The sequence below is a fragment of the Pyxidicoccus sp. MSG2 genome (assembly GCF_026626705.1).
Taxonomy (GTDB): Bacteria; Myxococcota; Myxococcia; order Myxococcales; family Myxococcaceae; genus Myxococcus.
In genome coordinates this window covers 6,858,189-6,877,417 of record NZ_JAPNKC010000001.1, presented here as the reverse complement: position 1 = coordinate 6,877,417, position 19,229 = coordinate 6,858,189, and the positions used below count along the sequence as shown (strand labels likewise).

18 protein-coding genes are annotated in these 19,229 nt (G+C 69.9%); 10 read left to right on the top strand and 8 right to left on the bottom strand.

Features of this window, described 5'->3' with window-relative positions; translation table 11 throughout:
* Nucleotides 1-123 precede the first annotated feature (123 nt).
* Nucleotides 124-429, top strand: coding sequence for a hypothetical protein (locus OV427_RS27140; protein ID WP_267859081.1), 306 nt, complete (start codon nt 124-126; stop codon nt 427-429).
* 110 nt (nt 430-539) lie between these two features.
* On the opposite strand, the gene OV427_RS27135 is transcribed toward OV427_RS27140, so the two are convergent.
* The 3 genes from OV427_RS27135 to OV427_RS27125 form a co-directional block, all read right to left on the bottom strand.
* Nucleotides 540-806: an RCC1 domain-containing protein gene (locus tag OV427_RS27135; protein ID WP_267863483.1), complete on the bottom strand. Its 267-nt coding sequence runs from the start codon at nt 804-806 to the stop codon at nt 540-542.
* 434 nt (nt 807-1,240) lie between these two features.
* On the bottom strand, nt 1,241-1,576 hold the full coding sequence (locus tag OV427_RS27130; protein ID WP_267859080.1) for a hypothetical protein: 336 nt from the start codon (nt 1,574-1,576) through the stop codon (nt 1,241-1,243).
* A 95-nt stretch (nt 1,577-1,671) separates the two neighbouring features.
* Entirely contained in the window at nt 1,672-2,349 is a 678-nt protein-coding gene (locus OV427_RS27125) for a TolB family protein (protein WP_267859079.1), read from the bottom strand.
* 639 nt (nt 2,350-2,988) lie between these two features.
* On the opposite strand from OV427_RS27125, the gene OV427_RS27120 reads away from it, so the two are divergent.
* The gene (locus tag OV427_RS27120) at nt 2,989-3,249 is read left to right on the top strand and encodes a hypothetical protein (RefSeq protein ID WP_267859078.1); all 261 of its coding nucleotides are present in this window, start codon (nt 2,989-2,991) and stop codon (nt 3,247-3,249) included.
* Nucleotides 3,250-3,320: 71 nt separating this feature from the next.
* On the opposite strand, the gene OV427_RS27115 is transcribed toward OV427_RS27120, so the two are convergent.
* Both OV427_RS27115 and OV427_RS27110 read right to left on the bottom strand, forming a co-directional pair.
* Nucleotides 3,321-4,214, bottom strand: coding sequence for a tetratricopeptide repeat protein (locus tag OV427_RS27115; protein ID WP_267859077.1), 894 nt, complete (start codon nt 4,212-4,214; stop codon nt 3,321-3,323).
* A gap of 506 nt (nt 4,215-4,720) precedes the next feature.
* Complete coding sequence (locus OV427_RS27110) at nt 4,721-5,284, bottom strand: peptide chain release factor-like protein (protein WP_267859076.1); 564 nt, start codon at nt 5,282-5,284, stop codon at nt 4,721-4,723.
* Nucleotides 5,285-5,587: 303 nt separating this feature from the next.
* Between OV427_RS27110 and OV427_RS27105 the strand changes: the two genes are divergently transcribed.
* Nucleotides 5,588-5,851, top strand: a complete 264-nt coding sequence (locus tag OV427_RS27105) for a LysR substrate-binding domain-containing protein (protein ID WP_267859075.1) — start codon at nt 5,588-5,590, stop codon at nt 5,849-5,851.
* A 129-nt stretch (nt 5,852-5,980) separates the two neighbouring features.
* Nucleotides 5,981-8,980, top strand: a complete 3,000-nt coding sequence (locus OV427_RS27100; protein WP_267859074.1) for a hypothetical protein — start codon at nt 5,981-5,983, stop codon at nt 8,978-8,980.
* A 48-nt stretch (nt 8,981-9,028) separates the two neighbouring features.
* On the opposite strand, the gene OV427_RS27095 is transcribed toward OV427_RS27100, so the two are convergent.
* Both OV427_RS27095 and OV427_RS27090 read right to left on the bottom strand, forming a co-directional pair.
* Nucleotides 9,029-10,528, bottom strand: coding sequence for an ATP-binding protein (locus tag OV427_RS27095; protein WP_267859073.1), 1,500 nt, complete (start codon nt 10,526-10,528; stop codon nt 9,029-9,031).
* Nucleotides 10,525-11,250 (bottom strand): GTP-binding protein, encoded by a 726-nt coding sequence (locus OV427_RS27090; RefSeq protein WP_267859072.1) that lies wholly within the window; start codon nt 11,248-11,250, stop codon nt 10,525-10,527. The genes OV427_RS27095 and OV427_RS27090 overlap by 4 nt, the downstream gene beginning before the upstream one ends.
* A gap of 287 nt (nt 11,251-11,537) precedes the next feature.
* On the opposite strand from OV427_RS27090, the gene OV427_RS27085 reads away from it, so the two are divergent.
* The 6 genes from OV427_RS27085 to OV427_RS27060 all read left to right on the top strand — a co-directional run bounded on the left by OV427_RS27085 (nt 11,538) and on the right by OV427_RS27060 (nt 17,914).
* The gene (locus OV427_RS27085) at nt 11,538-12,074 is read left to right on the top strand and encodes a GNAT family N-acetyltransferase (RefSeq protein ID WP_267859071.1); all 537 of its coding nucleotides are present in this window, start codon (nt 11,538-11,540) and stop codon (nt 12,072-12,074) included.
* A gap of 308 nt (nt 12,075-12,382) precedes the next feature.
* Nucleotides 12,383-14,086, top strand: a complete 1,704-nt coding sequence (locus tag OV427_RS27080) for a type IV pilus twitching motility protein PilT (RefSeq protein WP_267859070.1) — start codon at nt 12,383-12,385, stop codon at nt 14,084-14,086.
* Nucleotide 14,087: 1 nt separating this feature from the next.
* Nucleotides 14,088-15,197 carry a type IV pilus twitching motility protein PilT gene (locus OV427_RS27075; RefSeq protein ID WP_267859069.1) on the top strand — a complete coding sequence of 370 codons (1,110 nt, stop codon included), beginning with the start codon at nt 14,088-14,090 and terminating at the stop codon, nt 15,195-15,197.
* 203 nt (nt 15,198-15,400) lie between these two features.
* The gene (locus OV427_RS27070; protein ID WP_267859068.1) at nt 15,401-15,802 is read left to right on the top strand and encodes a VOC family protein; all 402 of its coding nucleotides are present in this window, start codon (nt 15,401-15,403) and stop codon (nt 15,800-15,802) included.
* Nucleotides 15,803-16,100: 298 nt separating this feature from the next.
* On the top strand, nt 16,101-16,670 hold the full coding sequence (locus OV427_RS27065) for a regulatory protein RecX (RefSeq protein ID WP_267859067.1): 570 nt from the start codon (nt 16,101-16,103) through the stop codon (nt 16,668-16,670).
* A 59-nt stretch (nt 16,671-16,729) separates the two neighbouring features.
* The gene (locus OV427_RS27060; protein ID WP_267859066.1) at nt 16,730-17,914 is read left to right on the top strand and encodes a cytochrome P450; all 1,185 of its coding nucleotides are present in this window, start codon (nt 16,730-16,732) and stop codon (nt 17,912-17,914) included.
* A gap of 81 nt (nt 17,915-17,995) precedes the next feature.
* Here OV427_RS27060 and OV427_RS27055 read toward each other — a convergent pair whose 3' ends face one another.
* Nucleotides 17,996-19,189 (bottom strand): lipase/acyltransferase domain-containing protein, encoded by a 1,194-nt coding sequence (locus OV427_RS27055; RefSeq protein WP_267859065.1) that lies wholly within the window; start codon nt 19,187-19,189, stop codon nt 17,996-17,998.
* Between the last annotated feature and the right edge of the window lie 40 nt (nt 19,190-19,229).

Genomic DNA, 19,229 nt, shown 5'->3' with positions numbered 1-19,229 from the left:
TTCCTGGGACGGCTCTCGGCTTAGCGCCTCTCCTCATCGGATGCGCGGTTCTCCCCAAGGAGGGAAGACCCGTGGCTCCACTGAGACACAGACACGCGCCGAACAAACACTGGAGAGCACCTCGTGAAAAAGCATGCCTTGCTGTTGATGGTCGCCGCTGCGCTCGTGGGTTGTGGAGGGGTCGAGGGTTCGCCGGAGCTGGAGGGACAGGAGGAGGTCGTCACCCTGCCCGACGGAAGTCTCACGGACGGCGAAGGCCTCACTCCTGCCATCCAGGAGGACGAGGCGGGGCGCGTCACCGCCTCCGGGGTCAACTGCCAGGTCGGCCTCGTCTCGTGTTCGGGCACCACTCATTGTATCAACAACGGTCAGTGCACCTCCTTCCAGGCCTCGCTCGCCTGCGTTGCGTTGTTCAATCAATTCTGCTGAGCGCGACGCTCTTCCCGGAGCATGGGCTGTCGCATGGCCAGGGGCGTGAGCAACCCGGCTCCCGCCTCTGGCCAGCCGTCACGGCACTCCTCCTGAGGGGAGGCCTCAGCTCAATACAGCAAGGAGAGAGTGGGCGTGGTCGTGTAGAGGGTGGGTCCCCCATTGCCGAGCTGGCCGTAGGCGTTGGAGCCCCACGCCCACGCCGTGCCATCCGGGCGCAATGCCAGGGAGTGGCCTCCACCCCCTTCAATGTGGGCGTGCGCCGGAGCACCCGAGAGAGTCGAGGGATGCGAAGCCTGCGCGTGTGGCTCGGCTCGGGGCTGGCCACATCCAACCGCCAGCCAGGTTCCAAGGCAGACTCCCAATACCCTGTTCATCCATTCCCATCGGCCGCGTTGCATTCGGTGTCTCCTGGTCATAGGTGGTTTGATGCGAATGTGTCTGACGCCTGGCCCGGCCTGAAGCACGGGTCCACCTTCCACGGTTGCCAGGAGACGAGGGCCTTCCTGGCGAGGATGGGCGCGTTGTTGGCCGTGCCGTCGTTGAGGATGTCAGCGACAGGCGCGAGCGCCGCTCCGACGGACGGGGCACGCCGGCGTCCGGCTCGTCGCGTCCCGCGGCGCAAGGGCCGAGCTCGCGGGTGCGGTCACCTCTGGCCGCGGCTCGGTGCCGATAGTGCATCGAGGCGCCGTGCCCTGACCGCCAGGTGGAAGCCGGAGGCGGTCAGTGCCGGGGTTCATTCAAGCGTCAGCGTCAGCATCCGCCTGCGGCTGGAGGGGGAGTGTCGAGCCTCCCGCCTCCGGCCTCCCGTTCAGTCGATGATGATGGGGTCCTGGCAGTAGTTGCTGTTGATGTACGTCTTGTTGCAGAGGTACGTCAGGCCGCCCGGAAATCTGTAGCCGGTGCGGCACCCCGTGTCGCGGGGCGTGGAATTGACGAGTTGGCAGGTGGCGAGGGAGTTCAGGTCGAGGCAGCGCCCCGTCTGATATCCGAGAGCGTCCGTCTGGCAACGCGCGGGGTAGAGAGGCTGCGCCACCGAGCCCTGAAACTCATCGTTCTCCGGCTGCGCTTCCTCGACACCGCCGCAGCCCACGGAGCCCAGCATCACCATCAGACCCCAAGCGCCCCAGACGATCTTGTTTTGCATTGCGTCACCTCGAAGAGAGAGATGGACAGCCCAGCGATTCGTCTGGTTAGCACACACTGTGTTTCACCTGCCAGACACACCTTCCAGGGGCTGATTCAGGGCGAGGCCGGCTCCTGGAGGTACAGCTCTCGGAAGTTGCTCACGTCCTCACCGATGGGGCCGACTTCCTTCCCATCGGGCTCCAGCAGCCAGAACCAGTCGTAGCTGCCGCCGCCCAGGAAGTACTTGTGCAGTTGGACGATCAGCCTGCCCTGGTGCTCGCCGCGGGGAATGACCTCCAGGGTGTTGCCCGGAGAGACGAACTGCTCCTTGCCCATGGCCACGTCCACCTTGTGCACGGCGCCCGAGGTCGTCCAGGCCACGCTCAGGAAGAAGACCGTCCTCCCATCCGGAGAGAACTGAGGCGCCTCGAGCGCTCCGAGGAACTTCTTCGGATCATCGCTCGCAGCAGAGGCGACAAGCCGCCTGGGCTTGCCGCCTGCGGTGTCCACCCACCAGAGCTCATTGGCCTCGACCTCGCCCGCGGCGGACTCCAGCTTCTTGCCGGAGCCATTGCGGACAAAGACGACGGCCTTGCCGTCCGGAGAGAGGCTCGGCTGCGAGTCCTTCGCCGAGGAGGTCAGCGAGCGCCTCTTCCCGTTGGCCTCCACGAGCACGATCTTGCCCTTCTCCTCCACCACCGATGGCCCGCGGGCCTGAGCGGGCAAGGCAAGCAGCAGGACGGACAGCAGCGCCGGAACGGCGGCCTTCATGGAGGAGCGGAGGGTGGGCATGGCCTGAGTTGACCCAGTCCCTGTTCACCTTGCAATGAGAGTCCCCCCACCGAAGCGGGTGACGCTCATTCTGTGGCCCGCCGGGCCCTCCTCTCCGGCAACTTCGACACCGCCGGCAACAGCGGAAGCTCGGCCGTCAACAAGGACGAGTTCCTGGGAGTGATTCCGAATGGCTGGCTCACGCTCTTCCGTCACAACGCGAGCGGCGGCTGGGATTGGGTCTGGAGCACGGGCCCCAACGTCTCGTCGCACAGCCTGTACGGCTACCAGTCCAACCTGCGCAATGGCGGTGACACCAATGGGGATGGCCAGGACGAACTGCTCGGAGGGTGTTCTGTGGCACCACGCAGATGCGCATGTACAGGGTGTCGAGCACCACCACCAACTACTGAATCCCGGGCGTACACGAAGCAGGCTCCCCGTCGCTGTGACGGGGAGCCGTCCTGCCCGGGCGGCGGGCTCCACCCTCGGTCCCGCGCCCCTCGGACGCTGGCGGGCCGTGGCCCTTGAGGGGGTGCGCGGCCCCCCGCCGCGTGCCTGCGCGCGCACTCCTTGCCTGTCCGGCGCCCTGTGTGGCCCAGCCGGCGGTGCTGAAACCGAGGTGTCGGGGACCTCTGCCCTTCAGTGCAGCCACTGCCCTTGGGGCGGGCCCCGTGCAGAGCCTTCCAGTGCCAGCTCGCGTACACGCCGCGCACGGTGCCGCAGTTGCTGGAGCTGGCACCGGGGGCCCTGCTGATGATGGAGGGCGCCTCCACCTGCGGCGAGTGCGACCCGCCGTTCGCCTTCAGTCAGGCCCACTTCCTGCGCTTCGACATGCCGGGCCTGTTGCCCGCGAGCGAGCCGTGGCCGGGCACCTTCGGCAGGCCGGGGCACGGCCACCACGAGAACCGCGTGCGCTGACGGGGAAATGCCCCGCACGGTGTGGGGCGCGAGCCATGATGCTCACACCCCACCCGGAAGCAGGCGCCGATTCAGCCCAGCGTCTTGTCCGGCACCTTGCCGCGCGCGGCGAGCACGGCGCTCAGCTGGTTGAGCAGCTCCGGGTGGTCCGGAATCAGCTTGAGCCCCTGGCGCAGCAGGTCCTCCGCCGTCTCCATCTCCCCCAGCTGCTGCAGCACCACGCTCCAGATGACGTACGTGGGCGGGTGCAGCGGGTTGAGCTCCAGCGCCCGCTCCAACTGCGGCAGCGCGAGCTTCAGCTCCTCCAGCGCGAACAGGATGCGCGCGAGGTGGAAGCGGTACGCGGCGACCTTCGGCTCCAGCTCCACGGCCCTCTGCAGCGACTTGCGGGCACCCGGGAAGTCCTCCTCGGCGGCGAGCAGGAAGCCCAGGCCGAAGTGCGCCTCGGCGCGCGGGTTCTGCGTCGACTCGAGGATGACCTGCGTGTAGAGGGCGCGAGCGCCGTCCAGGTCGCCCTTCTCCGAGGCCAGCGCGGCCCGCACCAGGCGCGAGTTCGTGTCCTCCACGCCGCCCTTCGTGGCCCGGTTGAGGAGCTCCTCGGCGCGCGCCTGGTCGCCGTCCATCGACGCCAGCTTCGCGAGCGTCAGCAGCGCGTCACGGTGATTTTTGTTCGTGGAGAGGACGCTCTCCGCGCGCGCCCGGGCCTTGTCGACCTCGCCGGCCCTCAACAGCGCCTGCATGGTTACGATGGTCATGGCGGGAGTATGCCAGGGAAAAAACAGAGGGCGCGAGGCCCGAGGTGCCTTGCTCTGGTTGGCGTTGGGCGTGAAGAGGTCGCTCGTGTCGACGTGCGAGCAGGTCTTGTTGAAGTTCTTGTTGATCTCACCCGACGACTGGAAGCTGTTCTTGTAGCGACCGTTCTCGTCGAAAAGGTCTTGGATGTGATTGGCTACTCCGCCACCCAAGTGCTTTACTCTGTCATCCAGGACTGCTGGTAAATTCCACCCTTCACCGCAGAGGAACTCGCATTCACGCGAGAGGGGATGCACCGTATGCAGAAGTCACTGCGAATCTTCACTGTCTGGATGGTCGCAATTGCAGGGACGCTCACCGCCTGTGGGCCTGTCGAGGAGTCTCCTGAGAGCCAGTTGGAAATGGCAGTACCCGCAGAAGGGCCTGCTGAATTGAAGCCGTTGCCGGACGAAAGCAGCTTCAGTTGTTTCATTGCCACCTGCCAGGTTGGCGCTGCGGGAGATGCAGACTGCACCGAGCTCTGCGGTAGTGTGGCCCGGTGCACTCCTGCTGGCGCACCGGGCTGCGGTGGGAGTCGCCCCTGCTGCGTCCCCATGTGAAGCTCCCAAGTGCCCGCGCTGAACACAGTTGACTGACAGTCGTGAAGACGAGCGGGCGGCCAGGGGCGTATCCCTGGCTGCCTGCGGAGCGCACGTCCATATCAGCCGTAGCCGATGAATCAGTCGACCAGCGGTCCCCACTCCCCGCGCCGGTAGTCCTCCATGCGGAGCCGGTGGCCGGTGCGGTGGTCCGTCACCTGGCCGTCGCGCTCACGCACGGTGCGCACCTTGTCGCCTCGCATGCCGCTGCCCAGCTGCTGCCGGCGCGCGGCGTTGGCGTGGGCGGCGACGCCACGCTCGGCCTCTTCCAGCAGTCGCGCGCGGAGCAGCCGCAGCGCCAGCTCGCGATTGCGGTGCTGGCTTCGCTCCGCCTCGCAGCGAACGGTGAGGCCGGAGGGCAGGTGGGTGAGGACGACGGCGCTCTCGGTCTTGTTGCAGTGCTGGCCTCCGGGGCCGCTTCCCTTGGTAGTGCGCCATTCCAGCTCAGCCGGGCGCAGCACCCGCTCCGTCTCGCGGGGTTCGCGCAGCACGGCCACCGTCACGGTGCTGGTCTGGATGCGGTCGCGCTTCTCGTTGGGGGGCACGCGCTGCCAGCGGTGTCCGCCGGGCTCGTTGCGGAAGAGGTGCGCGGCGCGCGGGCCCTCGGCGCGGAACACGAGGAGGCCGGGGCGCTCGTCCAGCACCTCCAGCTCAAAGCCCCCTCCGAGCCCCCATCGCGCAGTAGACGGAGAACTGCTCACGAACGAGGAGCCGGGCATCCTGCCCGCCCTCTCCCGCCCTCACTTCGACAATGACTGCTTCCATGGTGACCTCCACTCCAGGCTTCGGGCAGCCCGACGGTCCGGAGGTGCCAGACCTGACGTCTCCGGGGTGAAGCACCGAAGGCGTGTCACACTGCCATCGCACTTCTGCGCGGCCAGCGGTTCGCCGGGAGCGAACCTCCGGTCGATTGATGAAGACATGGGGGACGGCCATGCTCACGGGGAATGTCGCTCGAGCTTCTGGGAGCCGTGCTGGTCGCCCTGCTGGTACTGGGCATGGTGGAGCGGGTGCGGAGAGGGCACGGGGTGTGCCTCCTCGCGCGCTGGTCACTCGGGCCGCACCTGGCACATGGGGGGCTCGTCACCCGCGCCCGCGGCCGCAAGGGTTACTGGCGACAGTGGAGCGCGGTGCACAAGCGTCACGGCCCACTCGCCCCGGCGCTCGCCACACTCGTGGACCTGCTGCGCGGCACGGTGCTCTCCGCCTGAGCAGCCCCTCCCTCCGAAATGATGTCTCAGGAATGCTCCAATCATGACCCAACCATGATGCTCAGTCCGTACAGATGAGTGTTCATCGCCGTCATTCCCTGACGCCGGAAGTCCGGAGGAAGACCACCCTTGTCCGTTCGACTGTCAGTCCTCGTCCCGCTGGCCGCACTCACCCTGCTCGCGTTCCACGGCTGTGACTCCGCTCCGTCAGACGCTGGTCCCACCCGCTCGCGGGCGGCGGGGATGGCGCCCGCCACCGGCCCGGTGACCCTCGTGACGGACCTCAACCCCGCGCCGCTGGGACGCCAGCTCTCCTTCGCGGACCAGTTCACCCGCATGGGGGACGCCGTCTATTTCTCGGCGACGGGGGCGGGCGTGGGCCAGGAGCTGTGGCGCACGGATGGCACACCCGAGGGCACCACCCTCGTGCGCGACATCCTCCCGGGGCCCTGGAGCTCCAACCCGTCCCTGCTCACGGTGTGGAGGGACAGGCTGTACTTCGTGGTCTCCCTGCCGTCGGGTGGCCTCACGCTCTACGTCAGTGACGGCACGGCCGCTGGCACGCTCCCGCACGCGGTCATCGTGCCCGAAGGCCAGGGGGTGACGAGGTTCGTGGACTCCCTCTTCCCCACGCAAAACGGGCTGTGCCTGTCGCTGGTGTCGCATGGCTTCGGGGGCGCGGACGCGATTCTCTGTGCAAGGCAGACGTCCCAGGAGCTGGTGCGCCTCCCAGGCGCCTGGGAGCAGCTGACCGACAGCATCCTCTCCCCGCTCAGCGTGTTGGATGGGGTGGCGTACTTCGACGTGGACGTGGGCCTGTCGCACGAGGGCTGGCGGACGGACGGCACGCCCGAGGGCACGTCCCGCTTCTTCGTGGAGCTGATGCCGGGGCTGTCGAGCGGAGCCCGCTCACTGACGTCCTTCCAGGGGACGCAGTACTTCCGGGGCGGCGATGCGGCCGAGGACCGCGCCAGCCTCTGGCGCACGGATGGCACACCCGGCGGCACCGTCCGGGTGAAACAGCTCGCCGGGCAGGCCCCCTGTGCCTGCGGGCTGTTCCCCGTGGGCGACACGCTCTGGATGCCGCATTACACCCCGGAGACGGGCGTGGAGCTGTGGAAGTCGGACGGCACGGCGGAGGGCACCGTGTTCGTGAAGGACCTCGTCCCCGGCACGGCCAGCTCGAGTCCCTCCGGCTTCGTGCGGCTCGGGGAAAGCACGCTCTTCTGGGCGGGCTCGCCCGAGGGCTTCGGCGTCTGGCGCACGGACGGCACCGCCACCGGCACCGTGTTCGTGAAGGCGACGCCAACGCCCCAGGGCGGCCAGGTGGTCGGCGGCGTGTTCCTCTTCCAGCACCTGACGTCCGGCCTTGAGCAGGAGCTCTGGCGGACGGATGGCACGGCCGAGGGCACCCGGTTGGTGCGACGCCTGGCTTTCGGTGACGACTTCGAGACGGGCCCCTACCTGCCGAGCGTCACGGAGGTGAATGGGACGCTCGTCTTCCGGGGCAGGGACGCCGAGGACCGCTTCGGACCCTGGCGGAGCGACGGCACGGAGGAAGGCACCCTGCCGCTCGTGGATGCGCAGGGAACGAACAGCTCGGCGCCGAGGAACCTCGCCGTCATCGGCTCGCGCCTCTACTTCCTCGGGCTCGGGTCGGGGACGCAGTACGGGGTGTGGACCACGGACGGCACGGCCGGGGGAACCGTGGCGCTGCATCCCGAGGTCTCCCGCCTCGTCCCGCTGCCCGTCTTCGGTGGCACGGAGGGACGGGTGTTCTTCCGGCCACTGGATGCCGCCGTGGGCCAGGAGCTGTGGGTCACCGACGGGACGGCCGGAGGGACGCGGCTGGTGAAGGACATCGTGCCGGGAGTGGGGAACTCATGGCCGGAGCCGCTCACCTTCACGGGGGGCGCGCTCTACTTCGGGGCCAAGGAGAAGGGGGCCAACGCGAGCGAGCTGTGGCGCACGGACGGCACCCCCGAGAACACGTGGCCGGTGCGGACGCTCCTGCCCGGGGGCTCCGGAGCGGCGTGGCCTCCCGCGCTGGCGGTGGGGAACACGGTGTACTTCCAGGCCACCACCGCGGACGCGGGCCAGGAACCGTGGCTCACGGATGGAACGCCCGAGGGGACGCGCATGCTGGGTGACCTCGCACCGGGGACCGCGTCGAGCGGCGCGTGGCCCCTGGCCGCCGTGGGGGACACGCTCTACCTCTTCGACGGGAGCCGGCTGTGGAAGTCGGACGGCACACCCGCGGGCACCCTCGTCGTGAAGGACGTCGGCCGGGGCACGGCGATGAAGCCGGTGGTGGTGGGCTCCACGCTCTACTTCCTCGTGGGGGGCTCCGTGACGTACGGAGTCCCTCCGTCGGGCCACCTCTGGAAGACGGATGGCACGCCCGAGGGCACGCTGCAGGTGCACTCCGCGCTGCGGGTGGAGCAGCCCACGGCGATGGGGGGCGTGCTGTACTTCTTCGAGGAGGAGCCCCTGGACACCCAGGCCCTGTGGCGCACGGATGGCACGGAGGCGGGGACGTGGCGGGTGAAGGAGCTGCCGCGCATCTGGTGGCCCGAACGCTCGTCCCTGTCGGAGATGCTGGCCGTGGAGCCCGAGGGACGGCTCATCTTCGCGGCGGCGGACGCGTCCGGCGTGGAGCCCTGGGTGTCCGACGGCACGCCCGAGGGCACCCGGCCCCTTCAGGACCTGTACCCGGGCACGCCGGGCTCCACGCCCCACGGCTTCTCGCGACTGGGGGACCACGTGTATTTCGGGGCCGACAACGGGACCCTCGGCTTCGAGCTGTGGAAGGTGCCGGTCTCCGCGCTGGTGGCCCCGGGGCCTGACGGCACCGAGGCCGATGCGGGTACGGCGGTTGACTCTGGCACAGCCGACGACGCCGGAGCGCCCGACGACGCGGGTTCGGCGGTCGACGCGGGAACGACGGTCGATGCGGGCACGGCCGACGACGCGGGCACGGCCGACGCCGGAGTCACCACCGACGCGGGCACGCCGCTTCCTGGCCCCGACGCTTCGGAGAGTGGCTGCGGATGCGGCGCCACCAGCATGGGCGCACCGTGGCTGCTGCTGGTGTTCAGCGCGTGGATGGGGCGCCGTCGTCGGGCCTGACGCCAGTGGAGCGGGCCGGAAGGAACCTTCCTTCCGGCACTCGCACCGTCAGAACCGGTCCTGCCCGGACGGCGCTTCGGGGAGCGGCGCCACGGCGGACAGCACGCCGTGCTCGGGCATGGGCGGGTGCAGGGGCAGCACCACCGTGAAGCGCGAGCCCCGGCCGAACTCGCTCTCCACGGACACGCGCCCGCCGTGTCCCTCCACCAGGCTCTTCACGATGGCCAGTCCCAGCCCCGCGCCGCCGTGCTCGCGCGTGGAGCTGCCGTCCACCTGGTAGAAGCTCTGGAAGATGTTCTCGAACTGGTCCGGGCGGATGCCCACGCCCGTGTCCTCCACGCTGATGCGGTAGCCCTGCGCGCCCAGCTCCGCCTGCGCGCCCGCCTCGGACAGCACCACCGACACCCGGCCCCCGGACGAGGTGAACTTCACCGCGTTGGCCAGCAGGTTCACCACCACCTGCCGCAGCTTGTCCGCGTCCGCCGCCAGCCGGGGCTGCGCCGGGTGCGGCAGCCGCACCTCCAGCTCCACGCCCTTGCGCTGCGCCTGCGGCGCCACGCTCGACACCGCCGTCTGGATGACGCCGGTCAGGTCCACCGGCGCAATCGCCAGCCGCAGCTTGCCCGCTTCAATCTGGCTCAGGTCCAGGATGGAGGAGATGAGGTTGAGCAGCGACTCGCCCTTCTCCACAATCGTCCGCACGTACAGGAGCTGCTCCGGGTTGAGCGCCCCGGCCAGCCCCTCGGCCAGCATCTCCGAGTAGCCGATGATGGACGCCAGCGGCGTGCGCAGCTCGTGGCTCACCGTGCCCAGGAAGGTGGACTTCAGCCGGTCCAGCTCCTTCAGCCGCGTGTTGGCCTGCGCGAGCCGGGCGTTGTGCGCCTCCAGCTCGCGGTGCGTGTCCAGCATCGCTTCGATGTGCAGCTGCGTCGTCAGGTACGCCCGCTGCCCGCTGGCCACCAGCGCGCCCAGCACCTGCCCGAAGTGCGTGAGCACCTGTGCCGCCGTGCGCTCGGGCGCCCGGCGCACCTTGCCCACCAGCTCGTGAGCCCGCGCCAGGTCCACCCCGGCGATGTCCGTCAGCGTGGGCGGGAAGTCCCGCAGCTCCTCCGGCGAGAAGGGACCCAGGATGACCCGGCCCAGCGGGTCTCCCTCCCAGCGCACCGGCATCACCAGGTAGCGCAGGCCGGTGAAGCACGGCAGCGCGATGATGCCCGCCTCCTCCACGCCCTCGCCCACCGCGGGCCGCGCCCCGTGCACCGGCGCCACCGGGCCGTCCTTCACCCGCGCCACCGTGGCCGTGCAGCGCGAGCGCCCGTCCGGGAAGGTGAAGACGTAGGAGCAGAAGTCCCCGTGCCCCACCTTCACGTCCGCCAGCTTGGTGCCCCGCGTGTCCAGCACCTTGATGCCCACGCGGTACAGCTCGCTGAAGCTCTTCACCACCTCCGTGAAGGAGGGCAGGTCCAGCATGTCCGCCAGCGACAGCCGCCGCTGGAGCACCGACTCACGCCGCTGGGAGCCCTCGGGAGGCCCGCTCGTGGCGCTCATCGTCCGCCCCCGCTGCCGCTGCGCTCACCGCCGGCCGGCTGCCCATAGCGGGCCTCCAGCTCCGTGCCCGTGACGTCCATCCTCCGGAAGATCTGCTCCAGGAATTCTTCCTCCGTCAGCCCCACGTTGCGCGCCAGGTGGGCGCGAGCGTCCAGCCGTCGGTAGGCCGCCTGCGCCACCGCGTGGAAGGTCTCCAGCACGCCTTCGCCCTTGAGCGCCACCGCCCCCACCACCGCCTCGCTCCCCCGCTTGCGCGCCACTTCCATCTCCGCGTCCGACCGGGCGTCCGGCAAGTCCCTCTTGTTGAACTGGATGACCACCGGCACCTGGTCCACGTCCAGGCCGTTCTCCTTCATGTTCTCCTGCAGGTTGCGCCAGTAGGCATTGTTGTCCGCGGTGGCGCTGCGCCGGCTGTCGGCGATGAAGGCGACCGCGTCGGCGCCCTGGAGCACGATGCGGCGCGTCGCGTTGTGGATGACCTGGCCGGGCACCGTGAACAGCTTCACCTTCACCTTGAAGCCGGAGGAGGTGGAGAAGAAGACGGGCAGCAGGTCGAAGAAGAGGGTGCGGTCGTCGTGGGTCTCCACGGTGAGCAGGCGGCCGCGCACTTCCGCGGAGGCTCGGGCATGGAGATGGCGCAGGTTCGTCGTCTTCCCGCTCAGCCCGGGCCCGTAGTAGACGATCTTGAGCGTCAGCTCTCGCTGGGCGTGGTTGAGTTGCAAGGGGGGAGCTCGGGCTGACCGTTTCGTGTGAGCAGGTAGACCTCTGGCACACGACGCCCGTTTTTATAGTGGGAAGCGGTCCGGCGCGGAAGGCCGGTCGGGTTCCGGGCGTGGAAGCGGGGCTCATTCGAGGAATGGGCCGGACGCATGGAGGGTTTGGCGGGGTCCGGCTCCTCACACTTGGGGAAGGCAGTCTCCTCACTTGAGAGGACAATGTGCGCGGAATCACCGCGTGCACGGGTGCCGGGGGAGCGGTTAGGATCGCAGCGCGACGGAGGAGCAAGGCGATGACGATGAAGCAGGTGGACCCGGGCGTGGAGATGGCCCCAGCGCCGGTGCTGGATGTGGCGGGCCTGCCGAACGACCTGATGACGGCGGTAAAGTTCTCCTTGCCCACGGATGAGGACATGACGGCGGTGGCGACCCTGCGCGCTGGCTCCGAGCCCTGGAAGAGCCGGGGTGAGACGCAGGAGGACAGCCTCAAGGCCCTCACCCAGCTGAAGCCCTATGTCCATGTGGCGAAGGTGCAGAACCAGCTGGTCGGCTACGTGACTGTCGAGCGGGACGGCCCGGTGCCGGGCGCGGCGTACCTGCGCAACATCGTGGTGAAGCCCGAGGTGCGCCGCAAGGGCCTGGGCAAGGTGCTGCTGGAGCAGGCGCTCAAGGCGGCCCGTGACATGTACCGGAAGACCATCGCCCTCCGGGTGGACCCGTCCAACTCGGCCGCGGTGAGCTTCTACCGGAAGGAAGGCTTCACCACCGTGGCCACGGTGGTTTCCAAGAAGTCCGGCAAGCTCCGGCTCCTGATGTCCCGCGAGCTGTAGTCGCCCCGCAACCCCCCGGGCGGGAGGTCGCTCCTCCCGCCCCCCGCTCCGCGCGGGCCCCTTCCGGCCCCGGAGCACGCTTCACTCCCTTTCATCGGAACGCCCGTTTCCGGCCCGGTTGGACCGGCCGGCGGCGCGTGCGCCAGGGCGCAAGCCTGCCCGGACCCCGGGTGTGGGCCTGGCCGCCCGCGGCTCCGGCGCCGGGCGCGAGGAGGCAGACGTTCCGGGGGTGAACCGCTTTCGGCGGATTGTCGACTATCCTGCGGTCCCCGCCGCCCCGCGCCCGTCGCGGTCTGAACCGACACCGCATGAAACCCCTCGCAGAGCTGTTGCGGCACCTGTCGCGTCCCGGAGTCACGGAGCTGACCCTGGCGACCGGCCGCCCGCCGATGATCCGTGGAAGCAACGGCTACGAACCGGTGGACCCCGCGGCCGTGACGACGGAAGACGTCACCCGCGCGCTGCAGGCCATGGTGGGCCTGGCCCGCGCCTCCAGCGTGGCGGAGACGCCGGTGCAGTGGTCCGTCAATGCCAACGGGATTGGCGCGCTCTCCATTGCCGCCATGCGGCGGGGGGACCTCCTCCACCTGCGGCTCTCCCGGGTGACGGACGCCGCGCCGGCCACCGCCGCGCAGCCCGCCGCCGCAGCGCAGCCCGCCGCAGCGCAGCCCGCCGCAGCGCCAGCGCCCGCCGCAGCGCCAGCGCCCGCCGTCGCGCGCGCGCCCGTCCCTCCGGCGGCGGCACCCGCACCCGCCGCACCCGCCACCCGGCCAGCTCCGGTGCAGGCCCCGGCAGCAGCGGCCCCGGCGCCAGCGGTGGCGCCGCCCCCCGCTCGTGCCATGCCCCGCGCGTCGGGCGGTATGTGGCGCGAGCTGGCCGGGCTGCTCGAGGAGGCCCGGAGCCAGGGCGCCAGCGACGTGCACGTGGTGGCGGAACGCCCTCCCCTCTTCCGCCTCGCCGGCGAGCTGGTGCCGCGGGGTGGCGTGCTGGACGCGGCGCGCGTGGAGGAGCTGCTGCTTCCGGTGGTGCCCGAGCGGCTGCGCGCGGTGCTGGAGCGCGAGGGCAGCTGTGACTTCTCGCTGGAGTCGCCGGAGATGGGGCGCTTCCGGGTCAACGTGGGCCGGCAGCGCACGGGCCTCAAGGGCACCTTCCGCGTGATTGCCCGCGACATCCCCACGCTGGAGTCGCTGGGCCTGCCGGGGGACATCGCCAAGGCGGTGCACCACCACCAGGGCCTCATCGTCATCACCGGCCCGTCCGGCCACGGCAAGACGAGCACGCTGACGGCGCTCGTGGACATCATCAACCGCGAGACGACGCACCACGTGCTCACCGTGGAGGACCCGGTGGAGTTCGTCCACCCGCGCAAGAAGGCGCTCATCAGCCAGCGTGAGGTCGGCTCCCACACGAAGACCTTCGCCAGCGCGCTCAAGGGCAGCCTCCGCGAGGACCCGGACGTCATCGTGGTGGGCGAATTGCGCGACACGGAGACGGTGCGCATGGCGCTGGCGGCCAGCGAGACGGGCCACCTGCTCATCAGCACCATGAACACGCCGAGCGCGGCGAAGACCATCGACCGGCTCATCGACCTCTTCCCGCCCGCGGACCAGCAGCAGGTGCGCCTGTCCTTGTCCAGCGGCCTGCGCCTCATCGTCAGCCAGCGGCTGATGGCGGGCGCGGACGGTAAGGGCATGGTGGCCGCGGCGGAGGTGCTGCCGGGCTCCGTCGCGCTGGGCAACCTCATCCGCGACAACAAGACGTTCCAGATTCCGTCGCTGCAGCAGCGCGGCAAGAGCCTGGGCATCGTCCGCTTCGAGGACTCGCTCGCGGACCTGGTGCGCTCCGGCAAGGTGAAGCTGGAGGTGGCGAAGGGCTTCGCGGACAACCCGGACGAGCTGGAGGCCGTCGTCACCGGCAAGCGCCCCGGCACCGTGGCGGCGCCGGAGACGTCGCAGGACAGCGCGCGGCTGTTGAGCAAGATGGGCTCGCTGATGGGCAGGAAGGGCTCCTGAGATGAACGCCACCCCCCGAATCGCCTCCCTGTTCGACTCGCTGCTGGAGCAGAAGGGCAGTGACTTGCACATGAGCGTGGGCTACCCGCCCCTGGGCCGCATCCGCGGCGAGCTGGTGCCGCTGCGCGAGGCGCCCCTCAGCGTGCCGGAGATGGAGTCGCTGCTCTTCGAGCTCATCAACCCGGAGCAGAAGCGCCAGATTACCGAGGACCTGGACCTGGACTTCGCCTACGGCTACGGCACCAAGGCCCGCTTCCGCGCCAACTACTTCTACAAGATGACGGGCCTGGGCGCGGTGTTCCGCACCATTCCCAGCAAGGTGCTGTCGCTGGAGGATTTGAAGACGCCGGAGGTGGTGCGCAAGCTGGCGGACCGGCGCAGCGGGCTGGTGCTGGTGACGGGCCCCACGGGCAGCGGCAAGTCCACGACGCTGGCGGGGATGATCAACTACATCAACCACACGCGCCCGGCGCACGTCCTCACCATCGAGGACCCTGTTGAATTCGTGCACGAGTCGCAGAAGGCGCAGGTGACGCACCGCGAGGTGGGCCCGCACGCGTCCAGCTTCGCCACGGCCATCCGCTCGGCGGGCCGCGAGGACCCGAACGTCATCCTCATCGGCGAGCTTCGCACCAACGAGACGATGAAGCTGGCGCTGCAGCTGGCGAGCTTCGGCGTGTTGGTGTTCGCCACGGTGCACACCAACAGCGCGCCGGCCACCATCGACCGCATCATCAACGCCTTCCCCGCCGAGGAGCAGGGCCAGGTGCGCGGCATGCTGGCGGAGAGCCTCGCGGGCATCGTCGCGCAGCAGCTCCTCAAGACGGCGGACGGCAAGGGCCGCGTGGCGGCGCTGGAAATCCTGGTGGGTGGCAGCGCCATTGCCTCGATGATTCGCGAGGGCAAGGTGTTCCAGATTGCGTCCAAGATGCAGGCCGGCCAGGGGCAGGGCATGCAGACCCTGGACATGCACTTGGAGCGGCTGGTGAAGGACAACGTGGTTACGCCCGAGGCCGCGCTGGAGAAGGCGCAGGACAAGGAGAACCTCGCCAAGGTCATCTCCCGGCTGAAGCCCGACTGGGAAGTCCCAGAGGCGCTCAAGTCGATTTGAGCGCCCGAACAGCCGGAGCCGACGAGCACCAGGGGCAGCGGCGCGGCCCATCGAAGCGTCATTGGCATCCTCCAGCGCGAGCCCCCATGGAGGACGGGCCCTCACGCCAGGGATACCAGTCGAAGCTGACAGGACGACGACCTGTCAGCGTCTACGCTTCCATGAGCGGACAAGTAGAGTGCGCCGCCGGGAGGAGCACGCACATGAGCGACACAGGCAAGCCGGCGGTGGTGGGCAGCGTGGGTTGGATGGACCTCACGGTGAAGGACGCCGTGAAGGTGAAGGACTTCTACCGGGACGTGGTGGGCTGGACGGCGAGCGGCCTGGACATGGGCGGGTACGAAGACTTCGTGATGACTCCGGCCGGCAGCGAGACACCCGCCGGGGGCGTGTGCCACGCGCGGGGCCCCAACGCGGACATGCCGGGCGGGTGGGTGGTCTACATCACCGTGGAGAACCTGGACCGCAGCCTGGAGCGCGTCACCGCGATGGGCGGCAAGGTGCGCGGCCAGGTGCGGTCCGCCGGAGGCATGGGCCGCTTCTGCCTCATCGAGGACCCGTCCGGCGCGGTGTCCGCGCTGTTCGAGTCGGCGAAGAAGGACTGACGCCGGTTCACGAGTCGTGAGAGGCCTTCGGGTCCTTCTCCGACATGTGGCGGTGGATGGCCGTCTTCGCGGCGTCCGGGAGGACGCGAGTGGAAGCGGCCATTCCAGCGGCGCGACAAGATGCGAAAGGTGCGAGTGCACTCATGGGTGGAGACGGCGCCGCGCATCGGGAAGGCACGCCGACACGTGAGTGGAGCGGGCGGCCGGGCGGGCGGATGACGGGGCGTCTCGCGAGCCCACCTCCCCGGTTTCGCAACCGCGCTTCAGCCCGTCAGACCCGGGTGGTAGACCCGCTGTCATGGACGAGTCGCGGGACGACCAGGACAGGAAGGCGGCGCGCCCACTGAAGCAGAAGCGGCCCCGGAAGGTGTCGCCCACGTACCTGGAGAACGCCGCGCTGCACTACCTGAAGCGGTACGCAGCCACACAGAGCCAGCTCCAGCGTGTGTTGATGCGCCGGGTGGACAAGTCCCTCAAGTTCCACGGCGGAGACCGCGCGGAGGCGCTCGGGTGGATGGACGCGCTCATGGCCAAGCTCGTCCGCAACGGGCTCCTCAATGACGAGGCCTACGCGCGGATGAAGGCCACATCCCTGCGCGCCTCCGGCCGCAGCACCCGGATGATTGCCCAGAAGCTCCGGATGAAGGGCGTCTCCTCGGAGCTCGTCGCCCGGAAGGTGGCGGACGCCACGTCCGAGGTCTCCGACGAGGACGCCGCGCGCATCTGGGCGAGGAAGAAGCGCCTGGGTCCCTTCCGGAAGAACGCGCAGACGCGCGAGGAGAACCGCCAGAAAGACCTCGCCTCCCTCGCACGGGCGGGCTTCCCCTTCGGCATCGCGAAGAAGGTCATCGACTCGGACCCCGCGTAGCCAGCCCGCGCTCCATCGTCCGTATCCCCAACGGAGTCCCTTCTCTCGCGGAGACACCGTTGCAGACGTACGACTTGTTCGCCCCCACCACCGACGCCGAGCGCCTGGACCTGTACGCGCGCATGCGCGCCGAGCCCGGCCTCTGCCGCATCGAGCCCTTCGGTGCCTGGGCCGCCGCCCGCTACGACGACGTGCGCGCGATTCAGAAGGACTCGCAGCACTTCTCCTCCGAGGCGCTCGCGGTGACGGCCGAGCCCCCGTGGCTCGGGCCCAACCCGGTGGCACAGTCGCTCGTCACGAGAGACCCGCCGCGCCACACGCAGCTCCGCGCGCTGGTGAACCGCGCCTTCGGCACCTCGGGCATGGCACGTATGGAGGCCCAGGTACGCCACGAAGCCGAGACACTGGCCGAGGCCGCCGTCCGCCAGCGCGAGGTGGACTTCGTGGACGCCCTCTCCTTCGTGCTGCCGCGCAATGTCATTGGCCGCATGCTGGGCCTGGAGCCGTCCACCTTCACCGAGTTCAAGCGCTGGTCGGTGAACATGGGCCTCATCACCTCCGCCGTGCCCGAGCAGCACCAGGGCATCCGCGACACCGTGAAGGAGATGGAGACCTATCTCGGCGACGTCATCGCCGCGCGCCGCCGCCAGCCCGGGGACGACATGGTGAGCGACCTGCTCCGCGCGGAGGTGGAGGGCCGCCAGCTCACCGACGCGGAGGTCCTCTCCTTCCTCTTCCTGCTGCTGCCCGCGGGCATGGAGACGACGGCGCAGCTCATCGGCAACGCGGCCATCCTGCTCGCCCGCTTCCCCGAGCAGCTCGAGCACGCGCGGGCGGACAAGGCGCACATCCCCCGCTTCGTCGAGGAGGTGCTCCGCTACGAGTCCCCCACCCAGTTCGCCTTCCGCATCGCGGTGACGGACGTGGAGCTGTCCGGCACGAAGGTGCCCGCGGGCAGCTTCGTCATGGGCCTGGTGGGGAGCGCCAATCGAGACGAGCGCGTGTTCGAGCAGCCGGACCGGTTCCTCCCCGGCCGCGACAAGGGCACCCAGCACCTCGCCTTCGGGCATGGCATCCACTTCTGCCTGGGCGCGCAGCTCGCGCGGATGGAGGCCCGACTCGCGCTGGAGGCGCTCGTCCCCCGCATCCGCGCCGTGAAGCTCCGCTCCCCGGACATCCAGTGGCTCCCCGGCCTCACCATCCACGGGCCCCAGACGCTTCCGGTGGAGCTCACCCCGGCCTGACGCCAGAAGCGACAGGGTCCGCCTGCTCACGACGCGGGCGGACCGGAGCCCCAACACCCCGGCCGTGAAGAGGGCGCGCCGTCACGGCACGGGATGTCCGAGGAACCGCGCGATGGCGCGGAGCACCTCGTCATCGGACATCAGCGCCACGTGTTCGGCGCGGCTGTCCAGGCGCTCGAACGGCAGGGGCAGCGCGGGCACGGCGCTCGTGGCGAGCACGGCGCCGTCCCCGTCGGCCTTCGCCTCGTCATCCACGTCCAGCACGCCGTCCTTCATCCGGTAGCCGCTCGTGGTGGGCCGCCCCGTGCCGACGACGACGAGCGTCTGGAAGGGAGGCGGCGGCAGTCCTTCGCGCGGCGCCAGCGCGTCGGCGAGCGCGCGACGGGCCTCCAACATGCGGGCGAGCTGCTCGCGGTAGGCCATGTCCTCGCGCAGCGCGGCCTCCTCGAAGACACTCCAGCCCCGCTGCCACCACTGCTCCGGCGCGAAGGCATCCAGGGCGACGGGCGCGCCCGCCGCGTCCACGAAGAAGTCGCCCCGCCACGGCAGCAACTGGAAGGAGGACGCGAAGGTGAAGAGGGCCTCGGGGCGGAGCAGCGCCGTGTTCCGTCCGGTGGCGGTGCCTTCGAGCAGGTCGTCGAAGATGCCCGGAGAGCCCCGGAAGGGCGTGCCCACGAACACCACGCGCTGCACGTGCGCGGCGCCCGCCCACGGCTGCGTGCCCGGCTCCGAGCCTCCGTGCAGCAAGCAGTGCAGCGCGACCAGCCCGCCCATGCTGTGCACCACGAGGTTCACCTTGCGCCGTCCCCCGCCCTCGGCCACGAGTTGCTCGATGCGCGCACACAGCTTCCCCGCGCTCTCGCGCACATCGCGCCGCCAGTCGTAGCCGAACGCGGAGAAGCCCGGGAGCCGCTCGCGGCCGAACTCCATCACCGGGCGATACACGTCGATGGACGCGAGCAGCGGGATGAGCGTGAGCTTCGTCATCGGCCCGTCCGGCACCAGGGGACCGAAGCGGGACGCGGGGCGCTGTCCCGGAAACGGCAGCGCGAGCGAGCGCTCCCCACGAGTGACGACGTCCCCCGGCGAGAACCACGCACGCTCGGGCTCCGGCCCCTCCGTGAAGAGAAAGCTGCCGCGGTAGCCGGGCACCAGCAGCGTCACTTCATCTCCAGTGGGCGGAGCCAGGTTCACCCGGGCCACGGAGCAGCCCGTGAGGGCGGTGGCCACCAGGGCCCAGGCGAAGCACCTTCGAAGCAACGTCCTTGCAAGCATGGGCACAGCCTCGGAGGAGCGGAGACCCGAGGCAAGCGCC

Coding starts and splice junctions, on each gene's coding strand:
- OV427_RS27135 (WP_267863483.1), bottom strand. CDS start 806: ATGAACAGGGTATTGGGAGTCTGCCTTGGAACCTGGCTGGCGGTTGGA.
- OV427_RS27130 (WP_267859080.1), bottom strand. CDS start 1,576: ATGCAAAACAAGATCGTCTGGGGCGCTTGGGGTCTGATGGTGATGCTG.
- OV427_RS27125 (WP_267859079.1), bottom strand. CDS start 2,349: ATGCCCACCCTCCGCTCCTCCATGAAGGCCGCCGTTCCGGCGCTGCTG.
- OV427_RS27105 (WP_267859075.1), top strand. CDS start 5,588: ATGTCGCTCGAGCTTCTGGGAGCCGTGCTGGTCGCCCTGCTGGTACTG.
- OV427_RS27095 (WP_267859073.1), bottom strand. CDS start 10,528: ATGAGCGCCACGAGCGGGCCTCCCGAGGGCTCCCAGCGGCGTGAGTCG.
- OV427_RS27085 (WP_267859071.1), top strand. CDS start 11,538: ATGACGATGAAGCAGGTGGACCCGGGCGTGGAGATGGCCCCAGCGCCG.
- OV427_RS27080 (WP_267859070.1), top strand. CDS start 12,383: ATGAAACCCCTCGCAGAGCTGTTGCGGCACCTGTCGCGTCCCGGAGTC.
- OV427_RS27075 (WP_267859069.1), top strand. CDS start 14,088: ATGAACGCCACCCCCCGAATCGCCTCCCTGTTCGACTCGCTGCTGGAG.
- OV427_RS27070 (WP_267859068.1), top strand. CDS start 15,401: ATGAGCGACACAGGCAAGCCGGCGGTGGTGGGCAGCGTGGGTTGGATG.
- OV427_RS27065 (WP_267859067.1), top strand. CDS start 16,101: ATGGACGAGTCGCGGGACGACCAGGACAGGAAGGCGGCGCGCCCACTG.
- OV427_RS27055 (WP_267859065.1), bottom strand. CDS start 19,189: ATGCTTGCAAGGACGTTGCTTCGAAGGTGCTTCGCCTGGGCCCTGGTG.